The following is an 11,311-nucleotide window of genomic DNA, read 5'->3' as shown; positions in this document are numbered from 1 at the left end:
CCGGTGATGGCCAGCCCGCGTCTGAAGGCGGTCTGACGATTAGCCGAAGGGAGGAGTGAAGATGAACGACAAGACTTTGCCCGCTCAGCATCAGGAGCGGCGACCTGGCGTCGAGCACGCCATGCATCCAGAACCGGTTTACCTCGCTGACGATTACCGCGCCGCTGGCAAGCTGGCCGGCAAGGTGGCGATCATCACCGGTGGCGACAGCGGCATCGGCCGCGCCGTCGCCGTGCACTTCGCCCTCGAAGGCGCCAAGGTCGCGCTGGTTTATCTCAACGAGGACGAGGATGCGCAGAAAACCCTCGACGAAGTGAACCGGCACGGCGGCGAAGCCATGGCCGTGGCCGGAGACGTGGGTGATGGCAGTTTCTGTCAGTGCGTGGTCGATGCGGTGATCGCCAAGTGGGGACGTCTCGACATCCTCATCAACAATGCCGGCGAGCAGCACCCCGAGCACAACCTCGAAGCACTCGACGAGGCGCAGTGGGAGCAGACCTTCCGCACCAACATCTTCGCCATGTTCCACCTGACCAAAGTCGCGCTGCCGCATCTGCAGCCGGGTTCGAGCATCATCAACACCAGTTCGGTGACGGCCTACAAGGGCAACCCGATGCTGCTCGACTACTCGTCCACCAAGGGGGCGATTACCTCGTTCACCCGATCATTGTCGATCAACCTGGCGCCGCGCGGCATCCGCGTCAACGGTGTCGCACCTGGGCCGATCTGGACGCCGCTGATTCCCTCTACCTTCAGTGCGGAAAAGGTCTCCGAATTCGGTGCAGAGACGCCAATGGGACGCCCGGGACAACCTGCAGAAGTGGCGCCGGCATTCGTCTATCTGGCCAGTAACGATGCGTCTTATGTCACGGGCCAGATGCTTCACGTAAACGGCGGCAGTGTGGTCAATGGTTGATGAAAAAAGCCTGAACAACTCGGCGTAGCCCCTGCCTGAATTCATGTAGGGGCAATAACGCCTCGCGAAAAACTCTCAGGAGGTACCAGCAATGGCGACCAATAAAAATCCGGGTAACTTCGCAAATGATCGGGCCAAGGCTTCCGAAGCCGGCCGTAAGGGTGGCCACAACAGCGGCGGCAACTTCGCCAATGACCGTCAGAGAGCGTCCGAGGCCGGGCGCAAGGGTGGCCAGAAAAGCCAAAGCGGTCGCGACTCGTGATCGTCACGCCTGGGCCCGTTTCGAGCGGGCCCGGGCTTTTGTAATGATGTGATTAGTAGACCTGAGGAGAGCAAGACGATGAATGCCATCGAACTGCTGAAAAAGGACCACGAAACCGTCAAGGACCTGCTGAGCAAGCTCGAGGAAACCACCGAGCGAGCGGTGCAGACACGTACGAAGCTGCTGGGCAAGATCGAGCAGGAATTGAAGATCCATACCGAGCTCGAAGAGCAGATCTTCTATCCGGCCTTCAGGCAGGCCGGCAGTAAGGATGACGCCGTGTTGGCCGTCGAGGCCAAGGAAGAGCACCGCGCCGTGGAGGCGCTGGTACTGCCCGACATCAAGGAAACGCCGCCTTCGACCATCGAGTTCGCCGGCCGGGTCAAAGTGCTCAAGGAACTGCTCGAACACCATATCGAGGAAGAGGAGCGCGACATGTTCCCGCAGGCCCGCAAGCTGCTGAGCAAGCGGCAGCTGGAGGAACTGGGCGAGTCGATGGAAGTGCTGCGCAAGTCCCTCAAGAGCAGCGCTCAGGCCAACGCAGCCTGAGCCTAGAAGGGCCGGTGCCTGCGTATGGCAGGCGCCGGCTTAGCGCTGGCGCAGATTGGGCTGATAGGTCAGCCGCAACGCCACGCAGGCGATACGTTCGGCCTCAGCATATTCGGGTTTCTGCAACTCCTCGCCAAACACGTCCGGATCAAGCTCCTCGTAATCCCAATCCCAGCCGGTGTCGCGCAGGGACAGACGGATAGCATTGAGCAAGGGGTCTTCGCCGGCGAAGATCGCCACACCCGTATAGAGCAGCAGCGTACCGCCGGGCGCCAGGCGTTCCATCGCCGTATCGAAGATTGCCAGGGACAACCCGGCGCCATGTTTGCCGCCGCCGTGGCGATAGGTGCGCTGTTGTGGATCGAGCATGTATGGCGGGTTGGCGATGATCAGATCGAACTGGCCCGGCACATCGCGAAGCAGGTCGCTGCTCTGCACGTGAAGATTATCGATACCGGCCTGGCGCGCATTCACCGAGGTCATGGCCAGAGCCCTGGGATTGATATCCAGCGCCAAGACCTCGGCCTCCGGACGCAACTGCGCCGCGGTTATCGCACCAGGGCCGGCACCACAGCCAATATCGGCGATGCGCCGCAATGGCTGGCTGGCGTGCGCCAGGTAATCGCGCAGCAAACGGGTGAAGCGGTAAGTGTCAGGGCCGAAGAACACCGCGTCGCTTTCCTCGGTGGGAAAGCGCGAGTGCACGTAGAGTTCGTCGCCCAGGCTGGAGAAGCGCACCAGGCTGATCCAGCCCTGAGCGTGAGGCTGCAGCACCTGCGCTTCCCGCATGGCCTCGACGATTTCCTCGTCCAGCGTCCCTTCGGCGAAGGGACGGCTCCAGCCGAATACATCACGCAGGTCGTTTGCCGGCGCATTGCCTGCGCGCTGGTTGACCTGTTGATGGGTAAGCGGCGTCGGGGTGACGAAGTGGTAGCCGCGCGCGCGTAGCAGGGCACCCAGATGTAGCAGCGCCTCAGTTTGCGGGGTGTCGAAGGTCTGTTCGGGCATATGCGAACTCCTTGGTCAGCGCGGCTGTCGCATCATCGCCGTGAAGGTACGGGTGGCGGCCAGGCCGGCGCTGGTCCAGTGCTGGGCCGGCGACTGCAATTCGATCAGGCGGCATTCGCGTCGATAAGCATCCAGGCCCTGCAACTGCCGGAGCATGTCGCGCCGCTCACGATCCAGTTCGCCCCGTTGCGTACCGGCACCGGACGATGTGGCAGCCTGGCTTGTCCGGCGCGCACGAAACGGCGAGCGCTGTTCGGCCTGCTGCCAGTCGCCGGATATCCAGTCTTGCAGCAACTGGCGCTCGTAGGGGCTGAAGACTCCGAACATCGCTGCGCCCTGGCCCTCCACCAGACGCCAGAAACGGCTTTCGACCGGGTCCTTGTCGCGTCGTATCCAGCCATTGCGCTGCAGCGCCTCGAGAAAGCCCGCCACATTGCCGGAGCTGCCCAGCCACTGATTCACCGTACGACCCTCGATGCGGCAGTAGTCGGAGTGCACTTGGCTGGCCACCTTGCGCTTGCCTTCGAGCATCTGCAGTACCTGCTGCTGCAGATCGAAACCGTCGATCACGGCGGTGGAGCCGATGCCCAGATCGTTGAGCAGATAGCCGCGCATCACGCGCTCGTAGAAAGCCTGCGCATCACCAACTCGGGGCAGGTTGTCCAGCACGCTTTGCACCGCCTTGGCGGCATGGCCGCTGGAGCCATTGTCGATGGTCACGTGCAGCTGAAAATAATAGGGGTCTATGTCCAGTTCGTTGAGCTCGAAGGCGCTGATCAGCAAGTGCAGCGGTAATTGCTCATAGCCGAGGTTGTAACCGATCACCTCGGGCAGAAACTCGTCGACCAGCAGCCCAAGGGCCAGTTGGATGGCGCCCTGGCGATACAGCGCGTCGTCCAGTTCCAGCGCATCTTCACAGCCCTGGCTGGCCAGCAGCTGCCGATAGAGCAGCACATGATTCTGCGCGGGCGCGCCTTCGCCCAACTCTTCCAGGTAAGTCTGCACCAGCGGGTAAACGCGGTAATCGCGCCAGTGGGGCAGGGCGCCGTAGAGCCAGGCGCCGTCGACCAGCTTGGTTGGCGCGACCGCGCGGAGAAAATGCAGGGCATGCGCCTTGCGTGGAAAGAAACGGCGGCCCTGACCCGAGCGTCGCCCTTCGAGGTAACGGGCGTAATCGGCAGTCACGCTTTGATGCCGACGCAACGACCAGGCAGCCAGCTCATAAGGGCTGGCCGGCAGTTCGCAGGGCAGCTGCGCGACCTCACCCAGGCATTGCTGGATGAATTCCCTGGCTTGCGGGTGCCCCGGTTCGGGTTCGTCCAGCAGTTGGCGATAAAGGCTCTGCCAGGGACCAGTGGCAGGAGCGAAGGAAATCCGTTGTGCGGCAGGCTTGTCGATGAAACTGGCGATCGACATGGGTCAAGTCTCCTGAAAAAACGGGGGGCCATGTTCTGTTTAGGAGGGCTCTGCCTGGATAAAGATTCCACCTAAATTCGCTTCGCTCGGCGCTGCGTCAAACAGGTTGAACCCAGGCGGCCGGCCACCCCTCAACTGCAGGAGTTCTGGGAGTAGGCGGGTCATGACCACGAGCACGTTCGGCATCGAAGAGGAGTACTTTCTGACCGACCTGGCGAGTCGCTGCGTGGCGCAGCAGGGGGTCGAGGCCTTTGCCGTATCCAGCCGTCGCGCATTGGGCCAGTGCGTGACACGCGAGATGTTCGCCGCGCAGTTCGAAGTGGTGACGCCTGTGCTCACCAGCCTCGAAGAGGCGCGCGACTTTCTCGGCCAGGCGCGCCGCACCATGGCCGAGAAGGCCAGCGAATTCGGCTGTGGCATCCTCGCTGCCGGCACCCATCCACTGGGGCAATGGCGTAGCGTGCAGGCGACCAACATGGCGCGCTATCGGGCGATTTTCGACGATTACCGCATCGTCGCCAGCCGCAGCGTGCTGGCCGGCCTGCATGTGCATGTCGGGGTGCCTGAAGGTATCGACCGCATCCGTCTGATGAACCGCCTGACGCCCTGGCTGCCGCTGTTGCTGGGGCTGAGTGCGTCCTCGCCATTCTGGGATGGCCGGCCCTGCGGCCTGATGAGCTATCGCCAGGCTGTCTGCGATGAATGGCCGCGCATGGGCATTCCCGATCACTTTCGCGATGACGCCGAATACCAGCGCTACCTCAAGGTGATGACCGCTACCGACTGCATCGGCTCGGCCGTCAACCTGTGGTGGAACATTCGCCCGTCGTTACGCTTTCCCACGCTCGAGCTGCGCATCGCCGACGCCTGTCCGCAACTGCAGGATGCCCTGTGCATCGCCGGGTTGTTCCGCGCCATGCTCGGCCACGCGCTGGATGCCCCACACCATGACTGGTTCGACGACCCGCTGACACGCATCCTCACCCTGGAAAATCGCTGGCGGGCCAAGCGCCGCGGGCTGCGCGGGCTGTTCATCGAACCGCGTAGCCAGAACACCTTGCCGTTCGCCGCCTGGCTGGATCAGGTGCTGGCCTGCATCGCCGAGCAGATCGCGCCCGAGGAGCGCTGGATCATGGCCCATGCGCGCAAGCTGGCCCGTATCGGCGGCAGCGCCGAAGCCCAGCTTGGCCTCTATCGCCGCGCCCGCAGCGGCGGCGCAGACCATCGCACAGCCGTGCGTGAAGTAGTCGACACGCTGATGCAACAGACATCCCTGCAGGACGTTCGGCAGATAGCCTGAACATCTGCCCAGCAGCGATTTCGGAACTAGACACATGCCTAATCCGGGAGAAGCCTCATGCAAGCATTGACCTATCACGGCAGTCACGATGTACGGGTGGAACGGGTGCCTGACCCGATCATCGAACAGCCCGACGACATCATTCTGCGAGTTACCGCCACGGCGATCTGCGGCTCGGATCTGCACCTGTATCGCGGCAAGATTCCGCAGGTCAAGGACGGCGATATCTTCGGCCACGAGTTCATGGGCGTGGTCGAGGAAGTCGGCCCGCAAGTCACCGCAGTCAGCAAGGGCGACCGGGTTATCGTGCCTTTCGTCATTGCCTGCGGCGACTGCTTCTTCTGCCAGATGGACCTGCATGCGGCCTGCGAAACCACCAATCCTGGGCGCGGCGCGATTCTCAACAAGAAGCAGATTCCGTCAGGCGCGGCACTGTTCGGCTACAGCCATCTGTATGGCGGCGTGCCGGGCGGGCAGGCCGAACTGGTACGCGTGCCCAAGGCCAATACCGGGCCGTTCAAGGTGCCGGACGTGCTCGATGACGAGCAGGTGCTGTTCCTCACCGACATCCTGCCAACCGGCTACCAGGCGGCCGTCAATGCCGGAGTCAAGCCTGGCAGTCGCGTGGCGATCTACGGGGCCGGCCCGGTGGGGCTGATGAGCGCTGCCTGCGCGCGCATGCTCGGGGCCGAGCAGATCTTCATGGTCGATCATCACGACTACCGCCTGGCCTATGCCCAGCAGACCTATGGCGTGATACCGATCAACTTCGACGAGGTCGACGACCCGGCCAGCGCCATCATCGAGCAGACGCCAGGACACCGCGGCGTCGATGCGGTGATCGACGCGGTGGGCTTCGAGGCCAAGGGCAGCCTAACCGAAACCGTGCTGACCACGCTGAAGCTGGAGGCCAGCAGCGGCGTGGCGCTGCGCCAGTGCATCGCGGCCGTGCGCCGTGGCGGCACGGTGAGCGTGCCGGGCGTCTATGCAGGCTTCATCCACGGCTTTCTGTTCGGCGACGCCTTCGACAAGGGGCTGACATTCAAGATGGGCCAAACCCATGTCCACCCGCTGCTGCCAACGTTGCTGGAGCATATCCAGCGGGGCGAGCTGAACCCGGAAATCATCATCAGTCACCGCATGTCGCTGGCCGATGCGGCCGAGGGTTATCGCCTGTTCGACTCGCGGCGCGAGCAATGCCGCAAGGTGATTCTGCGGCCCTGAGCCGGAATCGACCGCTGGCCCGATTCTCTGAACCTTTGGCGCCCGATAGGCCTTCTAAATCTCACGGGCGCCGCAATTGGCCTTCGTCATGCAACCATCAGGAGAAATGCCATGTCATTGACCCAAAACGTCCCTCGTATTGAACGCGCCATCTCGCTCGCTACAGGCGCTACTGCCATCGTCGCTGGTGTCTGCCAGGGCGGGACCTCGGGTGTGCTCAAAGCCCTTGGCGGCGCCGCGCTGCTGCAGCGTGGGCTGAGTGGGCACTGTGTGGTCAAGGGGCTGATCAGCGACCCCAAAGCCGAACTGGAGTGCCTGCGCGAGCGCGTAGCCGAACTGCGCGCCGCACTGCCGCGCCTGCAGAAGGAAGTGGACACCTTGAAAGGGCGCCAGGATAGCCGCCTGGACCATGCCGTCGAAGAAACCTTCCCGGCCAGCGACCCGATCTCGCCATAAGCCGAGCGTACGGGCGATGGCGCTAGTGCGCCGTCGCCACGCGTGACACCTGTCGATCGAAGGAGGCATCCCATGAAAGACACCATCCCAGGTCCAACTCAGGAACGCATCGATGAAAAGGCGCTGGACTTCATCGATGACGAAGACAGTCTCGGTACGGGCGAGCCCTCGCTGCAGCAGACTGCGCGCGCATCGTCCGGCAACGAGGAGGAAATCGGCCTGACCGGTGCCGCAACGCTCGGCGAAAGCGAGCACGAGGACAACGTCTGCCTCGATGATATGAGCCCGGATACCCTGATCGACGACAGCGGCGCGCGCTCACCTTTCGAGCGCGGCGGCGGTGGCGCCAACGATGAAGAGCTCAGCGTGGTCGACGAAACCGAGGTCGGTGGCGGTTTCGGCCTCGACGAAGCGGAGCTGGCACGGTCGGCGCCACTCGACGGCAAACCCTGGAGCGACGAAGTGGTACCCACCGACGAGGAGCGCAAGCCATGAACGCACTTACCTGCGCCTGTCCACACTGCGATTGCACAGCGGAGTCCCGCGACTGGGTGCACGAAGTCGCGGGCGATGATCTGGTCTACTGCTGCGAGGCCTGTATGCAGCGCCATCCAAAGGGCATGGTGCAGTGCCAGAGCGCCGGCTGCGATTGCGGCGAGCGGGTGGCGCGTGAGCGGGAGCAGACTCCCTAGGTTCTGTTGGAGAAGCTGTCGCGCGCGGGTCAGGCGATGCAAAAATACAGGTGAAAAACGGACCGGGCTCCCATTCGAATTTACGAGCGAACAATCCGAATCCGTTTTTTAACGACGCCTCAACCAGCGCCGGTGCTTTTCATACCGAGCACTAAAACTAGCACCGGTCGATCAGAGCCATGCTCGTTTGATCCCGTCTCCCATACCTGGGAGACGGGCCGGGTACAGCTGAAAGTACCGCCAAACTGCTGCTACTGCGCGCCGCCTTCAGACAGCGTGCTTGCGCAGCGCCTGCAGCAATTCATCCTTGCGCATGCTGGAGCGGCCGGCGATGTCGCGCTTGCGCGCCAGGTCCATCAGCTCGGTCTTGTTCATCGCCTCCAGGCGCTGGCCCGGCCGCGGTTTGCCTTCGCGAGTGGCCGCCGCACGATGTGCCGATGAACTACGTGCTGCCTTCTTGCTGGCCGCGCTGGTCTTGCGCCCGGAACCGCCAGCCTTGTCGCCACCACCGGACTGCTTGTTGACCGTGGCCCAGGCCCGCGCTTCGGCCTCATCCTGCGGGATGCCGCGATCCTTGTAGCTGTCCTCGATGTGTTCGGCCTTGCGCTTCTGTTTCTCGGTGTACTTGTCTTTGCTGCCACGTGGCATGAGCGTTCTCCCGATTCGCCATGCTGCGGAATTGCCCATGGCGCCTATTCGCAATGAATGCACGGCAGGGCGATTGGTTCCCCGTTTCGGATAACCGGGCGGCGCGGATCAAGCGAACCTCTTGGCGCTTTCTTCGCTCAGAACAGGAACGCTTCTGCAGAGTTGACGCATATGGACATCCTTGAGCGAATTCTTACCACCCTGGTGCAGGAATTTTCCGACCTTGGCCAGGTGGAACACATCACCCGCGCCACGTTGCGCCTGGTCCTGGCCATGGTTCTCGGTGGCCTGCTCGGCTACGAGCGCGAGGTGATGGGCAAGGCTGCCGGCATTCGCACGCACATGCTGGTGTGCCTGGGCGCGGCGATCTTCGTCATGGCCCTGGAGCAGGACGGCGCCGAAGCCGACGCCATGAGCCGGGTGATTCAGGGCATCGCCGCCGGAGTGGGCTTTCTCGGCGCGGGCACCATTCTCAAGGGGCAGAACATCTCCGACGTCAAAGGCCTGACCACCGCAGCCGGCCTGTGGGCCTCGGCGGCCATTGGCGTTGCCGTCGGCCTTGGTCGGGAAGCCACTGCGGTGCTGTCCACGGTGGTCGTGCTGGTGGTGCTGCATCTTATGCCGCTGATGGTCGATCCGAACGTCAAGGTCAGGCCGGATGACGAGAACGATTCCAGGCCATGAACTCAGGCCATGAACGCTTCGACCGGGCAAAAACTGCCTGAACTTTTCTCGCGGCTACGGCCTCGGTATTTCATGCAGGCCCAGCGTCTCTCTCGCGGCTCATGGCCTGCTCACCAATCCCTTGAAAACGTCCGCCAGGCGTAGAGGAGCCAGGAAAGATGCCGTCCCCGCAGCATGCCGACCAGACCGTTACTCACGCCATCGCCCAGCCTCGGCTGGCCATCGAAGCGGTACAACCAATCATCGAGGGCGGCCGCTTTGCCAGCAAATGCCTGTGTGGCCGGCCGCAGCCGGTCAGTGCGGTGATCTTCAGCGACGGCCATGAGCAGTTGGCTGCCGACCTTTTGTGGCGCGCCAGCGGCGAAGCGACCTGGCAGCGCACGCCGATGCAGGCGCTGGGCAACGACCGCTGGAGCGCCACGTTGCACATCGACCAGCAGGGCCGCGGCGAATTTGCCATAGAAGCCTGGCTGGACGTGTACGCCAGCTTCCGCCAGGAGCTGGTGAAGAAGCTTGGCGCCGGCGTGCCGGTAGAACTGGAACTGCAGGAGGGCGCCGATCTGGTTCGGCGCATCGCCGCGCAGGCGCCGGAAACATTGCGCGCCGAACTGGCGGCGCTGATCGAGCGCATGGAGGCCTCGCAGTCACAGGCCGAACGTGAAGCCGTGCTGATCGACCCGTCGGTCAACGAGCTGATGCGTCGCGCCGAATATCGTCCGCACCTGCTGCGCACACCGAACTACCCACTGGACGTCGAGCGCAGCCTGGCCGAATTCGCCAGCTGGTACGAGCTGTTTCCCCGCTCGCTGGGCGACGAGCAGCGCCACGGCACCTTCGCCGACGTGCACGCACGCATCCCGGAAATCGCCCGGATGGGCTTCGACGTGCTGTATTTTCCGCCCATCCACCCCATCGGCCGGGCGCACCGCAAGGGGCCGAACAACAGCCTCAAGGCCGGCCCCAACGACCCAGGCAGTCCCTATGCCATCGGCAGCGAGGAGGGCGGCCACGAGGCTGTGCACCCGCAGCTCGGCAGCCTGGAGGATTTTCGTCAGTTGGTCCGTGTGGCCCGCGACCACGGCCTGGAAGTAGCGCTGGATTTCGCCGTGCAGTGCTCGCCCGATCACCCCTGGCTCAAGCAGCACCCTGGCTGGTTCAGCTGGCGGCCGGACGGCAGCATTCGCCATGCCGAGAACCCGCCGAAGAAGTATGAGGACATCGTCAACGTCGAGTTCTATGCCGAGGCGGCCATGCCCGAGCTGTGGCTGGCATTGCGCGACGTGGTGCTGGGCTGGGTGGAGCAGGGCGTGACGCTGTTTCGCGTCGACAATCCGCACACCAAGCCGATGCCATTCTGGGAGTGGCTGATCGCCGACGTGCGTGAACGCCATCCCGAGGTGATTTTCCTCTCCGAGGCCTTCACCCGCCCGGCGATGATGGCGCGCCTGGGCAAGCTCGGCTTCAGCCAGAGCTACACCTACTTCACCTGGCGCAACACCAAGGCCGAGCTGCAGACCTACCTGACCGAACTGAACCAGGCACCCTGGCGCGACTGTTACCGGCCGAACTTCTTCGTCAACACGCCGGACATCAACCCGTATTTCCTGCAGCGCAGCGGTCGCCCCGGCTTTCTCATCCGCGCGGCGCTGGCGACCATGGGTTCCGGGCTGTGGGGCATGTATTCGGGCTTCGAACTGTGCGAGGCCGAGCCGGTGCCGGGCAAGGAGGAGTACTTCGATTCGGAGAAGTACCAGCTGCGCCCACGCGACTACCAGGCACCCGGCAACATCAACGCCGAGATCACCCGACTCAACCAGATCCGCCGCGAGAACCCGGCGCTGCAGACCCACCTGGGCTTCCAGGCCTACACCGCGTGGAACGAAAACATCCTCTACTTCGGCAAGCGCACCGCGGATCTGAGCAACTTCATCCTGATCGCCGTCAGCCTCGATCCGCACCACGCCCAGGAGGCGCATTTCGAACTGCCGCTGTGGGAGCTGGGCCTGCCTGACGACGCCGATCTGCACGGTGAAGACCTGATGAACGGTCACCGCTGGACCTGGCACGGCAAGGTGCAGTGGATGCGTATCGAACCCTGGCACCTGCCATTCGGCATCTGGCGAATCCAGACCGTAGGCTGAACAACGGAGTAGCAC

General features: G+C 63.4%; 12 protein-coding genes and 1 pseudogene. 10 read left to right on the top strand and 3 right to left on the bottom strand.

Annotation, left to right across the window (positions count from 1 at the left end):
* The first annotated feature begins 61 nt into the window (after window positions 1-61).
* From B3P22_RS22645 to B3P22_RS22635, 3 genes and pseudogenes are all read left to right on the top strand, one after another.
* Window positions 62-916 (top strand): SDR family oxidoreductase, encoded by an 855-nt coding sequence (locus tag B3P22_RS22645; protein ID WP_197855669.1) that lies wholly within the window; start codon window positions 62-64, stop codon window positions 914-916.
* Window positions 917-1,028: 112 nt separating this feature from the next.
* A pseudogene (locus tag B3P22_RS22640) lies at window positions 1,029-1,178 on the top strand (general stress protein); the annotation flags it as partial.
* 78 nt (window positions 1,179-1,256) lie between these two features.
* The gene (locus B3P22_RS22635) at window positions 1,257-1,727 is read left to right on the top strand and encodes a hemerythrin domain-containing protein (RefSeq protein ID WP_296272609.1); all 471 of its coding nucleotides are present in this window, start codon (window positions 1,257-1,259) and stop codon (window positions 1,725-1,727) included.
* A gap of 39 nt (window positions 1,728-1,766) precedes the next feature.
* On the opposite strand, the gene B3P22_RS22630 is transcribed toward B3P22_RS22635, so the two are convergent.
* Together B3P22_RS22630 and B3P22_RS22625 are read right to left on the bottom strand one after the other, a co-directional pair.
* Entirely contained in the window at window positions 1,767-2,735 is a 969-nt protein-coding gene (locus B3P22_RS22630) for a class I SAM-dependent methyltransferase (RefSeq protein WP_296272608.1), read from the bottom strand.
* A 15-nt stretch (window positions 2,736-2,750) separates the two neighbouring features.
* Entirely contained in the window at window positions 2,751-4,151 is a 1,401-nt protein-coding gene (locus tag B3P22_RS22625) for an iron-containing redox enzyme family protein (protein ID WP_296272607.1), read from the bottom strand.
* Between the two features lie 163 nt (window positions 4,152-4,314).
* On the opposite strand from B3P22_RS22625, the gene B3P22_RS22620 reads away from it, so the two are divergent.
* The 5 genes from B3P22_RS22620 to B3P22_RS22600 all read left to right on the top strand — a co-directional run bounded on the left by B3P22_RS22620 (window position 4,315) and on the right by B3P22_RS22600 (window position 7,823).
* Complete coding sequence (locus B3P22_RS22620; protein WP_296272606.1) at window positions 4,315-5,451, top strand: carboxylate-amine ligase; 1,137 nt, start codon at window positions 4,315-4,317, stop codon at window positions 5,449-5,451.
* Between the two features lie 57 nt (window positions 5,452-5,508).
* The gene (locus B3P22_RS22615) at window positions 5,509-6,675 is read left to right on the top strand and encodes a zinc-dependent alcohol dehydrogenase (RefSeq protein WP_197855675.1); all 1,167 of its coding nucleotides are present in this window, start codon (window positions 5,509-5,511) and stop codon (window positions 6,673-6,675) included.
* A 111-nt stretch (window positions 6,676-6,786) separates the two neighbouring features.
* Window positions 6,787-7,131: a YgaP family membrane protein gene (locus B3P22_RS22610; RefSeq protein WP_197855676.1), complete on the top strand. Its 345-nt coding sequence runs from the start codon at window positions 6,787-6,789 to the stop codon at window positions 7,129-7,131.
* 72 nt (window positions 7,132-7,203) lie between these two features.
* The gene (locus tag B3P22_RS22605) at window positions 7,204-7,626 is read left to right on the top strand and encodes a hypothetical protein (protein ID WP_296272605.1); all 423 of its coding nucleotides are present in this window, start codon (window positions 7,204-7,206) and stop codon (window positions 7,624-7,626) included.
* A complete protein-coding gene (locus tag B3P22_RS22600) occupies window positions 7,623-7,823 on the top strand; it encodes a metallothionein (protein ID WP_296272604.1) in 201 nt (66 codons plus the stop codon). Before B3P22_RS22605 ends, B3P22_RS22600 begins: the two co-directional genes overlap by 4 nt.
* A 267-nt stretch (window positions 7,824-8,090) precedes the next feature.
* Here B3P22_RS22600 and B3P22_RS22595 read toward each other — a convergent pair whose 3' ends face one another.
* Window positions 8,091-8,471, bottom strand: coding sequence for a Rho termination factor N-terminal domain-containing protein (locus tag B3P22_RS22595; RefSeq protein WP_296272603.1), 381 nt, complete (start codon window positions 8,469-8,471; stop codon window positions 8,091-8,093).
* 171 nt (window positions 8,472-8,642) lie between these two features.
* Here B3P22_RS22595 and B3P22_RS22590 point away from each other — a divergent pair, with 171 nt between their 5' ends.
* Together B3P22_RS22590 and B3P22_RS22585 are read left to right on the top strand one after the other, a co-directional pair.
* Window positions 8,643-9,155, top strand: coding sequence for an MgtC/SapB family protein (locus B3P22_RS22590; protein ID WP_296272602.1), 513 nt, complete (start codon window positions 8,643-8,645; stop codon window positions 9,153-9,155).
* 158 nt (window positions 9,156-9,313) lie between these two features.
* Window positions 9,314-11,296, top strand: a complete 1,983-nt coding sequence (locus B3P22_RS22585) for an alpha-1,4-glucan--maltose-1-phosphate maltosyltransferase (RefSeq protein ID WP_296272601.1) — start codon at window positions 9,314-9,316, stop codon at window positions 11,294-11,296.
* The last annotated feature ends 15 nt before the right edge of the window (window positions 11,297-11,311 follow it).

This window comes from Pseudomonas sp. UBA6323 (genome assembly GCF_002439135.1).
In the GTDB taxonomy this organism is placed as follows: domain Bacteria; phylum Pseudomonadota; class Gammaproteobacteria; order Pseudomonadales; family Pseudomonadaceae; genus Aquipseudomonas.
The sequence above is the reverse complement of the archived record's forward strand: the minus strand, read 5'-3'. Positions and strand labels throughout refer to the sequence as shown.

What these genes read in the sequence shown, in the direction of transcription:
- B3P22_RS22645 (WP_197855669.1), top strand. Translation starts at nt 62, where the DNA reads ATGAACGACAAGACTTTGCCCGCTCAGCATCAGGAGCGGCGACCTGGC.
- B3P22_RS22635 (WP_296272609.1), top strand. Translation starts at nt 1,257, where the DNA reads ATGAATGCCATCGAACTGCTGAAAAAGGACCACGAAACCGTCAAGGAC.
- B3P22_RS22630 (WP_296272608.1), bottom strand. Translation starts at nt 2,735, where the DNA reads ATGCCCGAACAGACCTTCGACACCCCGCAAACTGAGGCGCTGCTACAT.
- B3P22_RS22625 (WP_296272607.1), bottom strand. Translation starts at nt 4,151, where the DNA reads ATGTCGATCGCCAGTTTCATCGACAAGCCTGCCGCACAACGGATTTCC.
- B3P22_RS22620 (WP_296272606.1), top strand. Translation starts at nt 4,315, where the DNA reads ATGACCACGAGCACGTTCGGCATCGAAGAGGAGTACTTTCTGACCGAC.
- B3P22_RS22615 (WP_197855675.1), top strand. Translation starts at nt 5,509, where the DNA reads ATGCAAGCATTGACCTATCACGGCAGTCACGATGTACGGGTGGAACGG.
- B3P22_RS22610 (WP_197855676.1), top strand. Translation starts at nt 6,787, where the DNA reads ATGTCATTGACCCAAAACGTCCCTCGTATTGAACGCGCCATCTCGCTC.
- B3P22_RS22605 (WP_296272605.1), top strand. Translation starts at nt 7,204, where the DNA reads ATGAAAGACACCATCCCAGGTCCAACTCAGGAACGCATCGATGAAAAG.
- B3P22_RS22600 (WP_296272604.1), top strand. Translation starts at nt 7,623, where the DNA reads ATGAACGCACTTACCTGCGCCTGTCCACACTGCGATTGCACAGCGGAG.
- B3P22_RS22595 (WP_296272603.1), bottom strand. Translation starts at nt 8,471, where the DNA reads ATGCCACGTGGCAGCAAAGACAAGTACACCGAGAAACAGAAGCGCAAG.
- B3P22_RS22590 (WP_296272602.1), top strand. Translation starts at nt 8,643, where the DNA reads ATGGACATCCTTGAGCGAATTCTTACCACCCTGGTGCAGGAATTTTCC.
- B3P22_RS22585 (WP_296272601.1), top strand. Translation starts at nt 9,314, where the DNA reads ATGCCGTCCCCGCAGCATGCCGACCAGACCGTTACTCACGCCATCGCC.